This window comes from Plantactinospora alkalitolerans (assembly GCF_015690345.1).
In the GTDB taxonomy this organism is placed as follows: domain Bacteria; phylum Actinomycetota; class Actinomycetes; order Mycobacteriales; family Micromonosporaceae; genus Plantactinospora; species Plantactinospora alkalitolerans.
This window is the reverse complement of sequence record NZ_JADPUN010000260.1, coordinates 82,815-101,663: the sequence shown is the minus strand read 5'-3', so window position 1 is coordinate 101,663 and position 18,849 is coordinate 82,815. Positions and strand designations below refer to the sequence as shown.

Sequence of the window (18,849 nt, the reverse complement as noted above, 5' to 3'; positions counted from 1 at the left end):
GTGTCGCGGGGCGAGGAGAGCGCCGGGTCGCGCGGGGTTGCCACCGACCGGGCGCATCGTGGGAAGCGACGACGCGCCGGCGCGCAGGGCCCGCCCGCCACGCGGCCTGTTCCCGCAGGGCGAACAGGAGCATCGCGAGCAGGCCCTGACACACCGGTACGCGCTACCCGATCAGCAGCCGGGGCCCACGTTCTTGCAGGGTCCGTACCACACGCTGCCGTCGTCGTAGAGACAGACGGTCCGCTTGTACAGGTTGATTCCCCGGCAGTAGCAGGTGTTCTCCCGGCAGACGCTGGCCGCCCGCGCGGTCACCTTCGGTGCCACGACGCCGACCATCCGGTCGACGACCGCATTCAACATACGAGTCATCAAAGCCTCCTCATTGGACTGATCACGCTGGTTCGGACCAGTTGATCTATCAAAGCCCGTTGATCTCCGCCAGACCAGGAGCTTGAACCGGACGTTCTGCCGGACGTTCGGATACCCTGCTGCTGGATCACGGGGAGGTCGACGACTGTCGTGGAGAAGTTCGCCGCGCTGCTCCGGGAGCATCGACTTCACCGTCGGCTCACCCAGGAGGAACTCGCCGAGCGGGCGGGAATCAGTTCCCGCTCCGTACGCGAGATGGAACGGGACCACGGGCGCGGCCCCCGGCCCCGTACCGTCGAGCAGCTGGCGACGGCACTGGAGCTGGCCGGGAACGCCCGAGAGGAGTTCGTCGGCGCCGGACGCGCGCTGTTCTGGGCCAACCGGCCCGGCCGGACCGCCGGGAACGCCCAACCGAAGCTGGCCGTCCCGACCGTCTCCGCGCCACGGCAGTTGCCCGCCGACCTGCCCGACTTCGTCGCCCGCGACGACGAGGTGGACCAGCTCTGCCGGGTGCTCGACCCGACGACCGGCGCCGCGACGTTGGCCGTGATCTCCGGACCGGCGGGCGTGGGCAAGACGGCGCTGGCGGTGCACGCCGGACACCGGCTCGCCACCCGGTTCCCGGACGGGCAGCTGTACGCGGCGCTGCGGGACACCGGAGGTCAGCCGGTCGATCCGGCCGAGGTGCTCGGACAGCTGCTGAGGGTGCTCGGTGCCGACGGCTCGACGCTGCCCGCCGGCGCGGACGCGCGAGCGGGGTTGTTCCGGGCCCGGCTGGCCGGCCGACGGGCGCTGCTCGTCCTCGACGACGCCCACGGTCACCGCCAGGTCGAGGCGTTCATGCCCCCGGAAGGCACCTCGGTCCTGGTCACCAGCCGGCTGCCGCTGACCGGGCTGCCCGGCGTGACCACCATCGACCTGCACCCTCTGCCGAACACCTCGGCGGTCGACCTGTTGTGCCGGGTCGCGGGCGAGGACCGGATCCGGACCGAGCCGGTCGCCGCCAGTGAGATCGTCACCGCGTGCGGCGGGCTGCCGCTGGCGGTCCGGGTCGCCGGGGCCCGACTCGCCGCCCGGCCGCACTGGACGGTGGGAACGCTCAGCAAGCGGCTCGCCGACGAGCGGCGCCGGCTCGACGAACTGTCCTACGGCGACCTTGCCGTACGTCCCGGCCTGCAACTGGCGTACCACGGACTGTCGCCGGCCGCCGGCCGGGCGTTCGCGCTGCTCGGCGCGCTGAACGTGCCGACCTTTCCGGGCTGGCCGACAGCCACGCTGCTGGATTCCGCGCCGGACGTCGGTGCCGCCGTGCTCGACGAGTTGCTCGACGCGCGGCTGCTGGACACCCTCGGGCCGGACCGGGCCGGTCAGCCGCGCTACCGGTTCCACGAGATAACCCGGCTGTTCGCGCGGGAGCGTCAGCAGGAGGAGATCAGCCGTACCGAATGGACCGCCGCACTGGACCGGACCGCGTCCGGCTGGCTGGCCCTCGCCCGGCACGCCCAGGACCGGCTGCACTGCGAGCGGTTCCACCTCGACGACCGGAGTCATCCGGCGGTCGCCGCCGACCACCGGGTCATCGCCGTCGCCACCGGCCAGCCCGTCGACTGGTTCGAGGCCGAACGGGAGGCGTTGGCGGCGCTGGTGCCGGCGTGCGCGGCAGCGGGGCTGGCCGCGCTCACCCGGGCCCTGGCCGGTTGCGGTGCCGATTTCTACGAGTTGCGCGGCTACTACGACGACTGGCACCGGGTCATGCGCGCCGCGCTGGACTGCTGCCGGCGGGCCGGTGATCGTTCCGGCGAGGCGGCGGCCCTACGAGGGCTCGGCAGCTGCATGGTCGAGCTCGACCAGTCGGACGCGACGCTGGCGACGCTGCGGGCCGCACAGACGTTGGCGGAAGATCTCGGCGACGGGGCCGGGGCCGCGATGGCGCGCAAGGAGATCGGCTACGTGCTCGGCCTGGCCGGCCGGCTCGCCGAGGCCGAGGCCGAGCTGCGCGCCGCCACCGAGGCGCTGGAACGGGTCGGCAGCCGCCCAGCCAAGGCCCGGGCCCTGACCAGCCTCGGATTCGTGTTGCGGCAGCAGGGCAACATCGACGAGGCCGTCCGGATGACCCGCGTCGCGATCGCCATCGCCCGGTCGTGCCGCGACACCTTCACCCAGGCGTACAGCCTGCGCGGTCTCGCCGGTGCGCTGTTGGCCGGTGGCCGGCACGGCGAGGCGGAACAGGCGGCGCGGAGGGCCGCCGAGCTCTTCGCGCGAATCGGCGATCCGATCGGTACGGCACAGAGCCTGCGGGCGCTCGGCGAGTCACTCGCGCAGAACCCCGGCCGTACGACCGAGGCCGAGGAGGCGCTGTCCACCGCGGCGGTGATCTTCCGGGACCGGGGTAACGACTGGGGTCTCGCCCTCACGGAGTTGAGTCTCGGCGAGATCGAGGTCCGCAGTGGTACCCGAGGGGCCGTCGACCGGCTCCGGCGATCCCTGCGCTACTGGACCGACGAGCAGGTACCGGCGCTACGGGCGCGCGCGCTCGTAGCGCTCGCCGAGGCGGCGGAACGGGCCGGCGAGCCGGCGGCGCGGAAACTGCTGATCGATGCCCACCGGCTCTACCAGGAGTTGGGAGTACCGGAAGCCGCCGAACTCGCGAAGCGGCTCGGTGTCGACGTTCCGGTGGACGTACCGAGGTAGGTACCACCGCCACCGCCGCCGGCTGCGATCACCTCGGACGTCCGCGCCCGGGCGGCTGCGGTAGTACCGGTGACGTACCGGTGGTGTCCCGCCAGTCCCTGTACAGCGACGTCCACGAGCCTCTATGTCACCAGCCGGCTCAGTGGCTGGTCTTCACCGGAGGTTCGATTGAACGGAACGATTTCAGTGACCGGGAGCCCGAGGCGGGCGCGCCAGGCCTGTGTGGCGCTGGCGCTCGCCGCAGCGGTGCTGGCCGTCACCGCCCCGGCGGCCCTGGCCGGTCCGCTACCCGAACCGGCCCTGCCCCCCGCGCTGGCTCCCCTGAACGCGGCGTACGAGACGGTCGCCTGCGACCCGAACGGACCGACCGCGAACGACGCCACCCTGGCCACCACGCTCAACTCCCAACTGCGCTCCGACATGAAGGGCTACATGAGCGCCTACCGCGTCTCCTGCGCCCGAGAGGTCGTCGAAGCCGTACAGACCCGCGGCCTCGCCTCCCGCGCCGCTGTCATCGCGATCGCCACCGTGATCGTGGAAACCCACCTGCAGAACATCAGCGTGGAGGTCGACCACGACAGCCTCGGCCTGTTCCAGCAACGCGCCTCGTGGGGCACCCGCGCCGAACGACTCAACCCCACCTGGGCCACCAACGCATTCCTCAGCAAGATGCTCCGGCTCTACCCGGACAACACCTGGGCCACCGCCCCGATCGGCGAGGTCTGCCAGGCCGTACAGGTCTCGGCATACCCCGACAGGTACCAGGTCCAGGCATCGGACGCGCAGATCATCGTCAACGCCCTCTGGAACCCGCCGGCTCCGGCGTACGCCCTGTCCGGGGACTGGTTCGACACCGGCGAGTTCACCCCGGCCGTGGTGCTACGGGCCGGATCGGTGTGGGAGTGGCATCTCAGGCGCTCACAGACCGGTGGCGTCGCGGACGTGTCGTTCCGGTACGGCGACGCGCACATGGTCCCGGTCGCCGGTGACTGGGACGGTGACGGTGCCTGGACCCCGGGCGCCGTAGCCAACGAGAACAACTCCCGCCGCTGGCATCTCAAGAACTCGCTGAGCGGCGGGGTCGCGGACGTCAGCTTCCTCTACGGCGGCAAGGACAACATCCCGGTGGTGGGCGACTGGGACGGCAACCGGACGTCCACGCCGGGTGTGGTGTCCAAGGACGGCGGTGCGTGGAAGTGGGAGCTGCGCAACGCGAACAGCGGTGGCGGTGTCAGCCACACGCTGCGCTACGGCAACTCGAACACCTGGCCGGTGACGGGCGACTGGGACGGCAACGGATCGTGGACCCCTGCCGTCGTGGACGACACCGACGGTCCGCGCCGGTGGTACCTGAAGAACGACCTGGGCACCGACGGTCTGGCGGATGTGCAGTTCGGCTACGGCAGTCACGGGACCTATCCGGTGCCGGGCAACTGGAACGCGGCGACTCCGGCAACGGAGCCCGGCATCGTGCAGAACTTCGAGAACCGGGTGCGGCGCTGGCATCTGAAGCACTCCGTCAGCGGTGGCGTCGCGGACGAGTACTTCGACTACGGCGACGACGCCCCGAACCCGTACCCCTTCTGATTCCGAATCCCGACCACCACTCCTCTGCAGAAGGAACCCGATGCGAACTTCCATACGCCACGCCATGTCCACCCGGATCCGAGGACTGTGGGCTCCACAGCGCTGGGTGTGGACGACCGTCGCGGCAGTGCTCGTCGGCGGTGTCGTTCTGCCGCCCGCTCCGGCCAGTGCCGCCGCCAACCCGAACCCGGCGAGGATCACCGAAGCCTCCTGGTGGCTCATGCAGGAGCTCCTGAAGCTCCAGACCGGCTCCCAGAACGGCGGCATCTACGCCAACAAGTCCGGCTACCACAACACCCGTGCGGCCAACGACTCGAACAACTACTCGGTGCGCGACGCCGAGGACAAGGGCGGGCCGTCGGACAAGGCGGCCGCCTATGACTGGACCTTTCCGGAAGCCCAGAGTTTCGCACTCCTCCCCGGCGAGGTGAACGCGGAACTGGACCTGCCCCATCCGACCACCGGCTACGCGGCGGCGGCGAACTACGGGAACATCGCCCGTTTCTCCAGTCGTCTGCTGGCTGCCGGAAAGGACTCGCGAGACACCCGGCTGAACGGATGGCGGGAGTTCTACGGCCAGGTCGACAACGACAGCGCCGTGGAGGGTTGGGACTTCCGCTACGACGACGCGGTCTCGTCCGACTCCTCGCACCTGTGGCACATCCACCTGAGCGAGGACCGCGACAAGGTGGCGAGCTACGAGAACAAGGAGGCACTGCTCAGCGTGCTCCGGGGCGAGACCCTGGAGCAGTGGCTGAACAGGAACGCACCGGCGATGTACGCGTTGACCGGTGACTGGGACGGCAACGGCACCATGACCCCGGCCGTCGTGATGCGCAGCGGCTCGGTGTGGCAGTGGCACCTGAAGAACAGCCTCGCCGGCGGTACCAGTGACATCAACTTCAAGTACGGCGACGCGGACATGGTGCCGCTGGCCGGCGACTGGGACGGCAACGGCACCTTCACCCCGGCCGTGGTGGACAACTTCGGAAACGTCCGGCGCTGGCACCTGAAGAACAGCAACACCGGGGGCGTCGGCGACCTCTACTTCGACTACGGCGACAAGAACACGCTTCCCGTCACGGGCGACTGGGACGGCAACGGCACCTTCACCCCGGGCATCGTGGTCAACGAATCCGGAAGCCGGCGTTGGCACCTGCGCAACAGCAACACCACGGGCATTGGTGAGATCACCTTCAAGTACGGCAACGCCAACGCCCTGCCGGTGCCCGGCGACTGGGACGGCAACGGAACCTGGACGCCCGGGATCGTGGCCGACGATCCCACCGGGGGCCGGCACTGGTACCTGAAGAACTCGCTGACCGGCGGGTTCGACGACATCAACTTCAAGTACGGCAACCGGGGCAGCTACCCGGTGCCGGCGGACTGGGACGGCAACGGCACGGTCACGCCCGGAATCACCGAGAACTTCGAGAACCGGGTCCGTCGCTGGTACGTGAAGCACACCCTGGCCGGCGGCGTCGGCGACGTGTACTTCGACTACGGCGACGACGCACCGTACCCGTACTGACATCCCCGCACCCGGGGGTCGGCCGGTCCGACCCCCGGGTCCCGGGCGCTCCGGCCAGGACCGGTGACAGCGGCGTAGCCTCAGGGGGTGACCGACCGGCAGTTCGACGTGGTGCTCCTGGGTGCCACCGGCTTCACCGGCAGCCTCACCGCCGAGTATCTCGCGACGCACGCGCCCGCCGGGACCCGCTGGGCGTTGGCCGGTCGGGACGGTGGCCGGCTGCGTGCCCTGCGTGACCGGCTGGGCGTGGATGCGGGCGTGGTCGAGGCGGACGTCGCCGACGCCAGCTCGTTGCGCCGGCTCGCCGAGGCGGGCCGGGTGCTGATCACGGCCGTCGGGCCGTACATCCGCTACGGCGAGGGCGTCGTCGCGGCCTGTGCCGAGGCGGGCACCGACTACGTCGATCTCACGGGCGAGCCGGAGTTCGTGGACCTCACCTTCCTGCGCCACCACGCCACGGCGGTGCGTACCGGCGCCCGGCTGGTGCACGCCTGCGGCTTCGACGCGATTCCGGCGGATCTCGGCGCGTTCTTCACCGTGCAGCAGTTGCCCGAGGGGCAGCCGATCCGGATGCGCGGATACCTCAGCATCGGCGCCCTGCCCTCCGGTGGAACCTTCGATTCGGCGCTCACCGCCCTCGCCCGCTGGCGTTCCGGCACGGTGGCACGCGCGCGCCGCCGCCGGGTGGAACCCGTCGACCAGAGCCGCCGGGTCCGCGGGGTGTCCGGTCGACCCGGGTACGACCGGACCGCCGGGGCGTGGGTGCTGCCGCTGCCCACGATCGATCCGCAGATCGTCGTACGCTCGGCGCGCGCGCTCGACCGCTACGGCCCGGACTTCTCGTACGGCCACTTCGTCGCGCTGGGCAACCCGTTGAAGGCAGCCGCGCTGGGGACTGGCGCGATCGGCGTGTTCGCGCTGGCGCAGGTGCCGCCGGCTCGGCGGGCACTGAGCCGCCTGCGCCCGCCGGGGTCGGGCCCGACGCCACAGCAGCGGGCGAAGGCCTGGTTCCGGCTGCGCTTCGTCGCCGACGGCGGCGATCGCCGGGTGGTGACCGAGGTCGCCGCCGCCGACCCTGCCTACGGCGGTACGGCGAAGATGCTCGCCGAGTCCGCACTCTGCCTCGCCCACGACCCGCTGCCGTCGAACGCCGGGCAGGTCACCACGGCGGTCGCGATGGGCGACGCGCTGCGTGCCCGGCTGGACGCGGCGGGGATCAGCTTCCGGGTCGTGGAGTCCAGGTAGCGGACGGGTGGCGTTCCGCCGCGCCGATTCGGGTCGGACGAGCTCGGCGATTCGGGGTCGGACGAGCCGGATCAGCCTCGCCCGGGATGCCCGCCGACCAACGTCGTCAGGGAACGCGGCGCCAGATCGATCGTGGTGTGGGGGCCGCGCTTCGACACGACACCTGGTGCCTTCACCAGGTTGCGGGTGGAGTCGGTGACGTAGGCCGTGGGCCGTTTCAGGTTGATGCCGGTCCTGACGGCCGCGTTCGTGGTGTTGATGATCTCCACGACCTCGGTGCCGTCGGCGTTCCGGTAGGCCGACACCTTCAGGCCGTCCGGTGCGCCGTCCACTCCGATCCGGACGGCACGCGGCCGGATGAACCGGCTGTACGCCGCGAAGGCATAGAGACGGGACGACACCTGATAGCTGTCGTTGGCGTCGTCGATCTGCATCAGGGCCGCCGTTCCGCCCCGGGAGGACCCGAGCCAGAAGATGAACGCGCTGCTGTCGGCCAGGGCGAGCGTGTCGTGGATGCGTTCGGCGAGCGCGATGCCGTCGGTGCCCTTGCCGCTGTCCCACGCCGTGTTCCAGCCGTCCGCGACGCTCGACGGAGCCCATTCCGACATCCAGGTGCGCGCCGTGGTCGGCAGCGGGCGGTTTGCCGGGCTCGCGTACCCGTGTCCGGTGAAGACGTCCAGATACCGGCGTGCCTCCGGATCCGCCTCGATCGCCTGGGCGTAGGCGTCCGACTGTTGCCAGCCGAACGAGTCGCAGCAGGCCACGTCCACGCCGGCCGCCCTGGCGATCGGGCCGAGAACCTTCAGGAACTCGGCGGCCTGGGCCGGGGTGAACCGCATCGAGGCGTACGACGTGGTCCAGTCGGGCTCGTTGGTGAACCCGAGTTCGTCGATCCGGATACCCTCCTGCCGGTAGAACTTGGCGTACTGGACGAGGTACCGGGCGTACGCCTCCCGCCAGTCGCCGCTGGCACAGCTGACGCCCTGCAGGCCGCAGAGGGCCCCGCCGTTGGTGTCGGTGCCGTTGTCCTTCATGTACGCCGGGGCGCTCCAGGCATCCGCGTAGAACCGGTCGATGCCGCGCTCCCGGGCCTCCTTCGTGTACCACACCTGGCCGCCGTCCCAGCCGTCCCAGACATAGTTCGGGGTGGCCGTCGGGCCGCCGGGATCGGTCGGCTGGATGGACAGCATCCAGTCGTACGGGTTGGTGGCCGACGAGCCGATGCCGAGTCGAAGGATGCTCGGCGCCGCACCGGTCTTCCGGTCCAGGAGCAGATCGAGGGCCTCCTCCCGCTTGTCCTCGGAGAGGTTGTGGACCAGGGAGGAGCGCTGGAACGCGATGGAGTAGCCGAAGCCGTCGATCGGCTGGTGCCGCTCGGTCCGGTCGACGGTGAGGCCGGACGGCGGGGTGGCGGCGGCCGGTGCTCCTGCCAGGGCGGTCACGGTCACGACGGCGGCCACGAGGGTGGTGGATCGAAGCACGAGACTCTCCTTGGCACGTTCGCACGGTGACGACGCCCGAACGGCATCGACTCCCGGCAATGTTAGCGCCGGCCCGCCGGACGTGCCGTGGAGCCCGAACGGCGCGTACGGCGAGCGGCGACCGGGTCGCTCGAGGCTGGCATCGGCGCGTCGCGGCTCAGGAGGAGTGGACGCCGCCGGCCCCGTGCGGGCTGCCCGGACCGAGCGCGGCCTTGTCGGGTTTGCCGCCCGCCCCGATCGGAACGCGGTCGATCAGGGTCATCGTCCGTGGCGCGGCCGCCCCGCCCAGGCGTGCTGTCACCAGTTCGCGTAGCGCGTCGAAGTCCGGAGAGCGGCCCGCGACCGGCACCAGGTAGGCGTGGACCGCCTCGCCCGTTCCGTCGTCGGGGCGACTCACCACGTAGGCCTCGGCCACATCGGGATCGGTGGCCAGCACCCGTTCGATCGGTCCGGCGTAGACGAGGCAGGCGTTGACGATGATCACGTCGCGGGCACGGCCGAGCAGCCGCAGATGACCTTCGGCGTCGAGCGCCGCCAGGTCGCGGGTCCGGACCCAGCCGTCCACGAACACCTCCGCCGACTCCACCGGGTCGCCCCAGTACGACGAGGCCTGCCCGGGTGTACGGACGTAGAGCTCACCGTCTCGTACGGACACGTCGACGGCGGCCGGCGGCCGGCCCACCGACGCGAGCGCGGCCGGGGACGCCAGCATCTCGGCCGGCGTCACCATCGAGATCATCCCGGTCTCGGTCTGCCCGTACCCGTGGAAGACGACCGGGCCGAGCACGTCCAGCGCCTCGGCGAGTCGTCCCGGATGCAGCGGCGAACCCGACACCATCAGCGCGCGCAGGCTGCTCAGGTCCACGGGATTCGCCCGCTGGTCGCGGACGAGTTGATAGAGCTTGCCGACGGTGATGACACTTGCCGTCGCCCGCTGCGTGACGATCGCCTCGGGAAAGGTGGGCGGGCGGGCGACCACCAGCGTGCCACCCGCCGCGAGCGCCAGCACCCCGTACTCCAGCATCACCTGGCTGCTCAGGGAGCCGAAGACGAGGTACCGCCGCAGGCGCGGGGCGAGTTCGGCGATGGCCGGCGGCCACCGGTCCGGGTACGCGGCCCAGGCCGCCGTCATCGCCGCGTACGTCTGCACGCAGCCCTTGGCACCGCCGGTGCTGCCGCTGGTGTAGGTGATCCGCGCGATGTCCTGCGGCCGTCCACCGGCGACGAGCGGGCCGCCGTCGTCCGGCGCCGCCGCCAGTCCGGCGAGACGGGCGTCGTCGACGAGGACGGCGTCGTCGCGGCTCAACAGGTCCTGAAGCTGGGCCGGGGTCAGGTCCGGGCGGATGCCCGACACCCGGGCACCGACGGCGAAGGCGGCGATGGTGGCCGCGAACGCGGGCGCGGTCACGCCGAGGCGGAGCGCGACACCGTCGCCCGGGCCGATCCCGGCGGCGCGGAACCCGGCGGCGGTCCGGCGGATCAGCGCGGACATCCCGGCGGCGGTGACGATCTGGTCGCCGTCCTCGAAGACCGGCCGGTCGCCGCCGGTGGCGAGCAGGTCGAGGACGGCCTGGGGCCAGACGTCAGGCGACATCGGCCAGGACGCCCTTGACGAATACGGCGAGGGGCTGCTGGTGCACGCTCGGCAGGTTCCAGTGGTTCTCGAGGTTCTCGGCCAGATGGTGCTCGGCGACGACCCGCCCGCCGTGGTGCGCGCGGACGACCGGGTGCAGGTAGCTGGCCCGGTGAGCGGCGCTCGCGTCGTTCTCGGCGATCCGCGGGACAGTGATGTCGAACGGGTCGACCTGGTCGTGGCCGGGGCCGTACTCCAGCGTGACGACGAAGCACGACGGCTCCGGGCCGAGGCCGCCGTCGGTCAGGTACGCGACCGGCACCTCCTCGTGGTGGTACGCGGCGTCCCCGGCCACGGTGACCACGTCGGCGAGCACGGCGAACTGTTGCCAGAGCGCCGAGGTCACGTTGATCCGCGCGATTATCGATTCGGTGATCGCCTCCGGGGTCGCATCGAGTCGCCGGGCGGGCCAGGGTGCGTCCTCGAAGCGGGACATCAGAATCCGGTACAGGGCCCGGACGCCGTACCGGAAGCCGTGGATGAAGCCGCTCGTGGACTTCTTGAAGTCGCGCTGCTGGGTGAGCGTGCCCGCGAAGTAGAGGCCGGGGACGTTCACCGACTCGAACGCCGAGGTCTGCTCCGGGAAGCGGTCCCGGATGACCAGCCGGGGGCGGGCGGACTCGTCGAAGACGGACGCGTCGAACCTGAAGCCGGTACAGATGATGATCCGGTCGTACTCCAGCTCCCGGAGCGACTCGACGGTACGCGCGTAGCGGAACAGGACCCGGTAGCCACCGTCCTCACGGCGGGTGATCTGCTCGATCGTGCCGTCGAGCACCGCGTTCTGCGACTTGAGCTGGTACGTGTCCAGGAAGTTGTTGTTGACCGCGCGCAGGTGCCCGACGTAGTGCGTCTGCCAGGCCAGTCTGATCGAGCGGGGGCCGGCGACATGGATCACCGCGGCGGTTTCGACCAGCGCGTCGGCCGTCTCGAAGGCCGAGTTCCCCTTGCCGACGATGAGGACCCGCTGGTTGACGAAGTTCTCCGGGTCGACGCTGACGGTGTCGTACCGCTCGGCCAGTTCGACGCCCTCGATCGGCGGCACGTAGAGCTGTGGCAGCCCGGTGGCGACGACGACCCGCCTGGCCCGCCAGGAGCACTCGCCGGCCTCGACGGTGAAGAGGCCGTCGGTGCGGGAGAGGCGGGTGACCCGGGTGTCGTAGCGGACCTTCAGGCCCCGGGCGAAGTCGGCCAGGTACCGCACGAGGTCGTCGGCGTCCGGGAAGTAGCGCCTGCTGTAGTTCTTGAACAGCAGTGCGGGATCGTCGGTGAGCAGCGAGTTCCAGTCCGCGCGGAGGTTGAATTCCGGGTCGTCGGAACCGGTCCAGATCTTGTTGATCGAGATCAGTTGTCGATGGCGCGGGTAGGTGGTGAAGAACGTGCCCGGCGCCGCACCGGCCTCCAGGACGACGTAGTCATGACCGTCGCGTTCCAGCAGGGCGGCGAGCTGGAGGCCCGCGGGCCCGGCCCCGATGATCAGGTAGTCGTGCGTCATGCGGCGCAACCTAACCGCGCGATTTCAGAGTGTTCTGAGAAACCGTCTCTAGCGTCCGGTCAATGACGACGAAGGTAGACCTGGCCGGTCCGCTGCGCACGTCCCACCTCCGCGCCGCCCACGATCCGATCACGGTCGTGGTCGGGCCGCAGGTCCGCGAGAGGGTCGCCGCCGGACGCGCGTTCCTGGCCAAGGTACTCGGCGACGACCGCGCGGTGTACGGCAACACGACCGGCTTCGGTGCCCTGGTCGGGTACGCGGGCCGGGCCGACCAGCGGGACCAGGCCGACAACACGCTGGCCCACCTCGGCGCGGGACACGGCCCGGACGTCGATCCCGGCGTGGTCCGGGCGACGATGCTGGTCCGCGTCTGGTCGCTCGCCCAGGGATCCTCCGGGGTGTCGCCGCACGTCATCGACGCGCTGGCGGCGATGCTCGCCACCACGTTCGTGCCCGCGATGCCCCGGCTGGGTTCGGTGGGCGCCAGCGGCGACCTCATCCCGCTGGCTGCGGCGGCGCAGGCGCTGCGCGGCCGGGGGTACGCCTACCTGGACGGCACCCGGATGCCGGCGGCGGACGCGCTGCGCCTGGCCGGACTCGAACCGCTCCCGCTCGACGGCCGGGACGCGCTCGCCCTGGTCAACGGCACCTCCCTGACCACGGCCGCGACCGCTCTCGCGCTGGAGCGCGTGCGTACCTCGCACCGGGTCCTCCAGCAGCTCACCTGTCTGCTCGCGGATCTGCTCGGCTGCGACCCGCAGTTCCTCGACCCGGGGCTGATCGGCCGGTACCGCCACCGTGGCCCGATCGACGTCGCCTCGGCCATGCGCGCCGTCCTGCACGGCGCGGTCCCCTCCGGGCTTCGGCCACTACAGGAGCCGTACAGCATCCGGTGCTCGCCGCAGTTGCTGGGCGCCGCCGAGGACGCCCTGCGGTTCGTCGACGGGGTGGTCGAGGCGGATCTCGGCAGCGTCAGCGACAATCCGCTGTTCTTCCCCGACGACGACCGGGTGGTGCACGGCGGCAACTTCTTCGGCCAGCCGGCCGCGTTCGCCGCAGACGTGCTCACCATGGTGATCGCCCAGATCGGCAACCTCGCCGAGCGGCAACTCGACCTGCTCGTGGACCCGGTCCGCAACGGTGGCCTGCCGCCGATGCTCGCCGCCGGGCCGGGTCAGCAGCACGGTCTGCAGGGGGTGCAGCTCGCGTCGACCGCCCTGGTCACCGAGATCCGGCGGGACGCGGTGCCGGCCAGCATGCAGAGTCTTCCGACGAACCTGCACAACCAGGACGTGATCCCGCTCGGTACGCAGGCCGCCCTGCGCGCCCTGGACCAGGCGGGGCTGCTGCGGCTTCTCGCTGGCTCGCTCGCCCTCGGGTTGCGCCAGGCAGTGCACGTCGGCGCCCGTACGCCCACCGCGCCGGGCTGTACGGCGATGCTGGACGCGCTGGCGGCGGCCATCCCCCCGGTCGACCCCGATCGGCCGCTGGCCGCGGACGTACGACGGGCGGCGGAGATCATGGAAGGCCTGAGTTTTCTCTGATTTCTGATTCCTACGTTGACTCCCGTGACGCTTGACTACGTAATCATCGGGGCCGGGCCGGCTGGCCTTCAGCTCGCCGCTCTGCTGGAGGCCGACGGCAAGCGCGACTACCTGGTGCTGGAGGCGGCGGACGCGCCCGGCGCCTTCTTCACCCGCTATCCGCGGCACCGGCAGCTCATCTCCATCAACAAGCCGCACACCGGCTCCGACGACCCGGAACTGAACCTGCGACTGGACTGGAACTCGCTGCTCGGCGAGGATCCGTCGCTGCGGTTCACCACCTACACCGAGCGCTACTTCCCCGACGCCGAGGTGATGGTCCGGTATCTCGCCGACTTCGCCACGAGGACCGGCGCCCGGGTCCGCTACAACTCTCCGGTGTCGTCCGTCTCGAAGCGGGACGGGATCTTCGAGGTCCGGGCCGGGGAGACCTTCCGGGCCCGGCGGCTGGTGGTGGCCACCGGCGTGTCCCGGACCTACGAACCGGACATCCCGGGCTTCGAACTCGCCGAGGGGTACGACGTGATGTCCGTCGACCCGCGCGACTACCTCGACCAGAAGGTGCTGATCATCGGCAAGGGCAACTCCGCCTTCGAGACGGCGGAGAACCTGATGGAGACCACCACGCTGATCCACCTGGCCGGGCCCAGCGCGGTACGGATGGCCTGGCGCACCCACTACGTCGGGCACCTGCGTGCGGTGAACAACAACTTCCTGGACACCTACCAGTTGAAGTCGGCCAACGCGATCCTGGACGGGAACATCAGAAGCATCGAACGCGACGGCGACGGCTTCAAGGTCGCGTTCAGCTTCTCCCGGGCCGACGAGTTCGTGAAGGAGTTGCGCTACGACCGCGTACTGGCCTGCACCGGCTTTCGCTTCGACGCCTCGATCTTCGACGAGACCTGCCGCCCGGAGCTGGTGATCAAGGAGCGTTTTCCCGCGCAGACCCCGGAGTGGGAGTCGGTGAACGTGTCCGGCATGTACTTCGCCGGCACGCTCTCCCAGGAGCGGGACTTCAGGAAGTCGACGAGTGGGTTCATCCACGGCTTCCGCTACTCGGTGCGCGCGCTGCACCGGATCCTGGAGCGCCGGTACGGCGACACCCCGTGGCCCGCGGACAAACTCGACGCCACCCCGGAGTCCATGACGGACGCGGTCATCACCCGAATCAACCGCACCTCCGCACTGTGGCAGCAGTTCGGCTTCCTCGCCGACGTGGTGACGGTCGCCGGGCCGGACGCGCGCTACCACGAGGAGGTCCCGGTCGACTACTTCGTGCAGTCCGGGCTCCGCACCGCCGACCACGACCACGAGCACGCGTTCGTGGTCACCCTGGAGTACGGCCCCGACCACGACCAGGTGGACCCGTTCGACATCACGGTCGTACGGGTCGCCCAGGACACCGTGGGGCGGGCGCACGACGCCGCGTACCTGCACCCGGTGGTCCGCTACCACCGCAGCGGGCGGGTGGTCGCCACCCACCATCTCGCCGAGAACCTGGAGAACCGGTGGGACCGACCGGAGGTGCACGTCAAGCCCTTGGCGGCCTTCCTGGGCCGTTGCCTCTCCGGCGCCGAGGGCTGACGTGGACGGACTCGGCGCGGGCCTGGACGGGCTCGGCGCGTACGCGGACGGGCTCGACGAGCTGGCCGCGCGGGCCCGGGCCCGGCTCGACCCGGCACACTGGGACTTCTTCGCCGGCGGGGCCGGGAACGAGCGGACGCTGCGGGACAACGAGGACGCGTTCGAGCGGTGGCGGATCGTACCCCGGGTGCTGCGGTCGCCCGGGGAGCGCGACCTGCGGACCTCGCTGTTCGGCGACGAGCTGGCGACACCCGTACTCGTGGCACCGACCGCGTTCCACGGGCTGGCGCATCCGGCCGGCGAGGTCGCGACGGCCCGGGGCGCGGCCGACGTCGGGACCGTGATGGTGGTCAGCATGGCCGCGACCGCACCGGTCGAACGGATCGCCATGGCCGGCGGCCCGTTGTGGTTCCAGCTCTATCCGCAGCCGGACCTGACCTTCACCGAGTCGGTGGTGAAGCGGGCCGAGGCGGCCGGCTGCCGGGCCCTGGTCGTGACCGTCGACTCGCCGGTCTTCGGCCGCCGCGAGCGGGACCTGCGCAACGGTTTCCTGGACCTGCCCCCGGGTCTGCTCTGCGAGAACATGCGTGACGACACCGGTCGGGTCCGGAACATCGCGATGGACCCGGATCTCGGCTGGCAGCGGATCGAGTGGCTGCGCGGGGTGACCGGGCTGCCGATCCTGCTCAAGGGCGTGCTGCACCCGGCCGACGCGCGGCTCGCCGTCGCGCACGGCGTGGACGGGGTGGTCGTCTCCAACCACGGCGGGCGGCAACTCGACGGCGTGGTGGCCACGGTGGACGCGCTGCCCGCCGTGGTGGAGGCCGTCGGCGGCCGGCTGCCGATCCTGCTGGACGGCGGCGTCCGGCGCGGCACCGACGTGCTGGTCGCCCTGGCGCTGGGCGCCACGGCGGTGCTGGTCGGACGGCCGGTGCTCTGGGGGCTCGCCGCGGACGGGGCCGACGGCGTACGGAACGTGCTGCAACGGTTGACCACCGAGCTGGACCAGGGTCTCGCCCTGGCCGGAGCCGCGCGGCCGGCGGACCTCACCGGTGACCTCGTGGTGGCCCGCCCATGACCGTCGCCGTGGTCGCGATCCTGGCGGCCGGCGTGTTCTGGAGCCTGCCCCGGTGGCTGCCGCCGACGGTCGTCCGGCTCCGGGAGTGGATCTTCGGCCGGATCAACGGCACCGAGGGCATACCCGTACCCGGTCCGCTGGTCGGCGCGGAGCACTTCGCGCGGATCTACGCCGATCCCGCCGCCGACGGACGCAGCAGGGGCGCCGGGCTGTCCGACCTGTTCTGGTACTGGCTCGCGCCCGGTCCACAGATGCACCAGGAGCACCTGGAACCCGGCGAGCGCTACCGGACCGTCGCGCGGACCACCCGACGGGTGCTCGCCATCGGGCACCGGCGCTCCGCCGACCTGGCCACCGCCGCCACCCGGCGGGTACTCGACACCCTGCCCCCGGGACGGACCAGCCACGTCCGGTTGCGGGACCTGATGATGCCGGTCTGGGCCGAGGTCTACTACGAGCTGGTCTTCGCCGAGCCGTGCCCACGGCAGGCCCGGGAACTGATCGTCGCCAACGCCGACGACGTGGTGACCGCGCTGAAGGGCACCGGCCTGCGGCACCTGGACCGGCGGGAGCGCCTCACCCGTTACCTGCTCCGGCGCATCGAGGAGGGCACCTGCCCGGTCGTGCTGCCGGAGCCGTTCACCGCCCTGGAGACGGCCTGGTACGTCCAGGGGGCGTACTTCAACACGGCCGTCGTGCAGATGTCCGAGGCGATGGCGCACGTGCTGCTCTGCGCGGCCGCGTACCCGCCCGCGAGGTCGCAGGTGGACGACGACGACGCACTGGACCGGCTGATCGACGAGACGCTGCGGGTGCATCCGCTCTTCGGCATCGCCCATCGGATCACGTCCGCGCCGATCGTGGTGGACGAGCGGGTCACGTTGCCGGCCGGAGCCGTGCTGCTGTTCAACTACCGGGCGTTCCAGCGCACCGGCCCGGCCGACGACGACACCTTCGACCCGGACCGGTGGCGGGGTCTGCACCACCGGGACGCGCACTTCATCCCGTACGGCGTCACCGCCAACCGGGCCTGTCCGGCCCGGGGTGTCGCCCCGGTGATGCTGCGCGCGTCCACCCGCGAGGTACTGCGCCGGTACGTGGTGACCTCCTCGGCCTCGCACACCCGTTCACTGCCCAGTCGCGGTCCCGCGTACCTCACGCCGGCGGGGATCACCGGACCGGGCCGCACCCGGCTCGCGGCGATGCGTCTGCGGGACCGGTGGGCCGATGTCGGCCGTTCGCTCGAACAACTCGCCTTCGGCACCTGGATGGTCGTCGACGCCCGGCGTCAGAGACTCTGCGCCGCCTATTTCGAGGAGGTAGGGCAGTGACACCCACCGAGCTCGCGCCACGGTTCTTCATCGCCGTCGCCGTGATCCTGCTCTTCTGTCGAGTCGTCACCGCGTTGCTGGGCAGGATGGGTCAGCCGCCGGTGGTCAGCGAGATGCTCGCCGGCGTCCTGCTCGGCCCGTCGCTGCTCGGGCTGCTCCTGCCCGAGGTCCAGGACGCCCTCTTCCCCACCCAACTGCTCCCGATCCTCTACGTGGTCGGCCAGGTCGGGCTCGTGCTGTTCATGTTCCAGGCCGGCTACGCCTTCACCGGGCACCGGGTCACCAAGCTCGCCGGTACGGCCGGAGCCGTCTCGCTCGCCGGGGTCACCGTCCCGCTGGCGCTCGGCGTCCTGCTCGTGCTGGTCACCGCCGGGGCGGTGCCGATACAGGCCGAGGGCACCTCACTCGGGGTCTCGGCCGCGTTCGTCGGCGTCGCCCTGGCGATCACCGCGTTCCCGATGCTGGCCCGGATCATCACCGAGCGCGGACAGGCCGGCACCCGACACGGGTCACTCTCGCTGGCCAGCGGCGCGATCGACGACATGGTCGCCTGGATCCTGCTCGCCGTGGTGCTCGCCTTCGCCTCCGGCGAGGCCCGCCCGGCGATCATCACCGGCGGCGGCGCGATCCTCTTCGGCGTGGTGTTGTGGTTCGGCGGCCGGCGGGTCACCTCCGCGCTGATGGGCAGCGACCGGCTCGGTGACAACGCCCGGCTGCTGGGCACGGTGGCGCTGCTGTTCGTCGTCGCCTGGTACACCGACGAGATCGGGCTCTACGCGGTCTTCGGGGCCTTCGCGGTCGGCGTGGTGATGCCACGGTCGGAGCGCACCGACCGGGTGGTGGACCGGCTCGCACCGATCGCCTCGATGCTCTTCCTGCCGCTGTTCTTCACCTTCTCCGGGCTGCGGACCGAGTTCGGCCTGTTCGGCGACCCGGCGGTGCTGCTCTTCGCCGTGGCCTGTGTGGCGGTCGCGATCGCCGGCAAGTTCGGGGCCTGCTGGGCCGCGGCCCGGCTACGCGGCGAGCCGAACGGCGTGGCCCTGCGCGTCGGAGCCCTGATGAACGCCCGCGGCCTGATGCAGCTCATCGCCCTGAACGTGGGCCTGGAGGCGGGCATCGTCAATCCGTCGCTCTTCACCGTGCTCGTGCTGGTCGCACTGGTCACGACGCTGATGACGACGCCGCTGCTGAGCTGGATCGAGCGGCGGGAGGCACGCCTTCCCGTTTCTACACCCCCACCGGCGCTCGCCGGTACCCGATGAGCACCATTGGTTGAA

General features: G+C 71.2%; 12 protein-coding genes and 1 pseudogene. 9 read left to right on the top strand and 4 right to left on the bottom strand.

Going from position 1 to position 18,849, the window contains the following annotated elements:
- Positions 1-171: 171 nt before the first annotated feature.
- Complete coding sequence (locus I0C86_RS30265; RefSeq protein ID WP_196204718.1) at positions 172-369, bottom strand: hypothetical protein; 198 nt, start codon at positions 367-369, stop codon at positions 172-174.
- A gap of 150 nt (positions 370-519) precedes the next feature.
- Between I0C86_RS30265 and I0C86_RS30260 the strand changes: the two genes are divergently transcribed.
- The 4 genes and pseudogenes from I0C86_RS30260 to I0C86_RS30245 all read left to right on the top strand — a co-directional run bounded on the left by I0C86_RS30260 (position 520) and on the right by I0C86_RS30245 (position 7,423).
- Positions 520-3,060, top strand: a complete 2,541-nt coding sequence (locus I0C86_RS30260) for a tetratricopeptide repeat protein (protein ID WP_196204717.1) — start codon at positions 520-522, stop codon at positions 3,058-3,060.
- Between the two features lie 186 nt (positions 3,061-3,246).
- The gene (locus tag I0C86_RS30255) at positions 3,247-4,647 is read left to right on the top strand and encodes a hypothetical protein (RefSeq protein ID WP_196204716.1); all 1,401 of its coding nucleotides are present in this window, start codon (positions 3,247-3,249) and stop codon (positions 4,645-4,647) included.
- 64 nt (positions 4,648-4,711) lie between these two features.
- Positions 4,712-5,401, top strand: a pseudogene (locus I0C86_RS30250) (hypothetical protein); the annotation flags it as partial.
- 864 nt (positions 5,402-6,265) lie between these two features.
- Positions 6,266-7,423: a saccharopine dehydrogenase family protein gene (locus I0C86_RS30245; protein ID WP_196204715.1), complete on the top strand. Its 1,158-nt coding sequence runs from the start codon at positions 6,266-6,268 to the stop codon at positions 7,421-7,423.
- Between the two features lie 71 nt (positions 7,424-7,494).
- On the opposite strand, the gene I0C86_RS30240 is transcribed toward I0C86_RS30245, so the two are convergent.
- From I0C86_RS30240 to I0C86_RS30230, 3 genes are all read right to left on the bottom strand, one after another.
- Complete coding sequence (locus I0C86_RS30240) at positions 7,495-8,904, bottom strand: glycoside hydrolase family 30 protein (protein WP_196204714.1); 1,410 nt, start codon at positions 8,902-8,904, stop codon at positions 7,495-7,497.
- Positions 8,905-9,061: 157 nt separating this feature from the next.
- The gene (locus I0C86_RS30235) at positions 9,062-10,498 is read right to left on the bottom strand and encodes a class I adenylate-forming enzyme family protein (RefSeq protein WP_196204713.1); all 1,437 of its coding nucleotides are present in this window, start codon (positions 10,496-10,498) and stop codon (positions 9,062-9,064) included.
- Positions 10,488-12,032, bottom strand: coding sequence for an NAD(P)-binding domain-containing protein (locus I0C86_RS30230; RefSeq protein WP_196204712.1), 1,545 nt, complete (start codon positions 12,030-12,032; stop codon positions 10,488-10,490). The genes I0C86_RS30235 and I0C86_RS30230 overlap by 11 nt, the downstream gene beginning before the upstream one ends.
- A 62-nt stretch (positions 12,033-12,094) precedes the next feature.
- On the opposite strand from I0C86_RS30230, the gene I0C86_RS30225 reads away from it, so the two are divergent.
- From I0C86_RS30225 to I0C86_RS30205, 5 genes are read left to right on the top strand one after another with little or no spacing between them, the layout of a single operon-like run.
- Complete coding sequence (locus tag I0C86_RS30225) at positions 12,095-13,576, top strand: HAL/PAL/TAL family ammonia-lyase (RefSeq protein WP_196204711.1); 1,482 nt, start codon at positions 12,095-12,097, stop codon at positions 13,574-13,576.
- Between the two features lie 24 nt (positions 13,577-13,600).
- Positions 13,601-15,163: an NAD(P)-binding domain-containing protein gene (locus I0C86_RS30220; RefSeq protein WP_196204710.1), complete on the top strand. Its 1,563-nt coding sequence runs from the start codon at positions 13,601-13,603 to the stop codon at positions 15,161-15,163.
- A gap of 1 nt (position 15,164) precedes the next feature.
- Complete coding sequence (locus I0C86_RS30215) at positions 15,165-16,241, top strand: alpha-hydroxy acid oxidase (RefSeq protein WP_323373938.1); 1,077 nt, start codon at positions 15,165-15,167, stop codon at positions 16,239-16,241.
- A complete protein-coding gene (locus I0C86_RS30210; RefSeq protein ID WP_196204709.1) occupies positions 16,238-17,572 on the top strand; it encodes a cytochrome P450 in 1,335 nt (444 codons plus the stop codon). Before I0C86_RS30215 ends, I0C86_RS30210 begins: the two co-directional genes overlap by 4 nt.
- Positions 17,569-18,834, top strand: a complete 1,266-nt coding sequence (locus tag I0C86_RS30205) for a cation:proton antiporter (RefSeq protein ID WP_196204708.1) — start codon at positions 17,569-17,571, stop codon at positions 18,832-18,834. The genes I0C86_RS30210 and I0C86_RS30205 overlap by 4 nt, the downstream gene beginning before the upstream one ends.
- The last annotated feature ends 15 nt before the right edge of the window (positions 18,835-18,849 follow it).

What these genes read in the sequence shown, in the direction of transcription:
- I0C86_RS30235 (WP_196204713.1), bottom strand. Translation starts at nt 10,498, where the DNA reads ATGTCGCCTGACGTCTGGCCCCAGGCCGTCCTCGACCTGCTCGCCACC.
- I0C86_RS30210 (WP_196204709.1), top strand. Translation starts at nt 16,238, where the DNA reads ATGACCGTCGCCGTGGTCGCGATCCTGGCGGCCGGCGTGTTCTGGAGC.
- I0C86_RS30265 (WP_196204718.1), bottom strand. Translation starts at nt 369, where the DNA reads ATGACTCGTATGTTGAATGCGGTCGTCGACCGGATGGTCGGCGTCGTG.
- I0C86_RS30230 (WP_196204712.1), bottom strand. Translation starts at nt 12,032, where the DNA reads ATGACGCACGACTACCTGATCATCGGGGCCGGGCCCGCGGGCCTCCAG.
- I0C86_RS30225 (WP_196204711.1), top strand. Translation starts at nt 12,095, where the DNA reads ATGACGACGAAGGTAGACCTGGCCGGTCCGCTGCGCACGTCCCACCTC.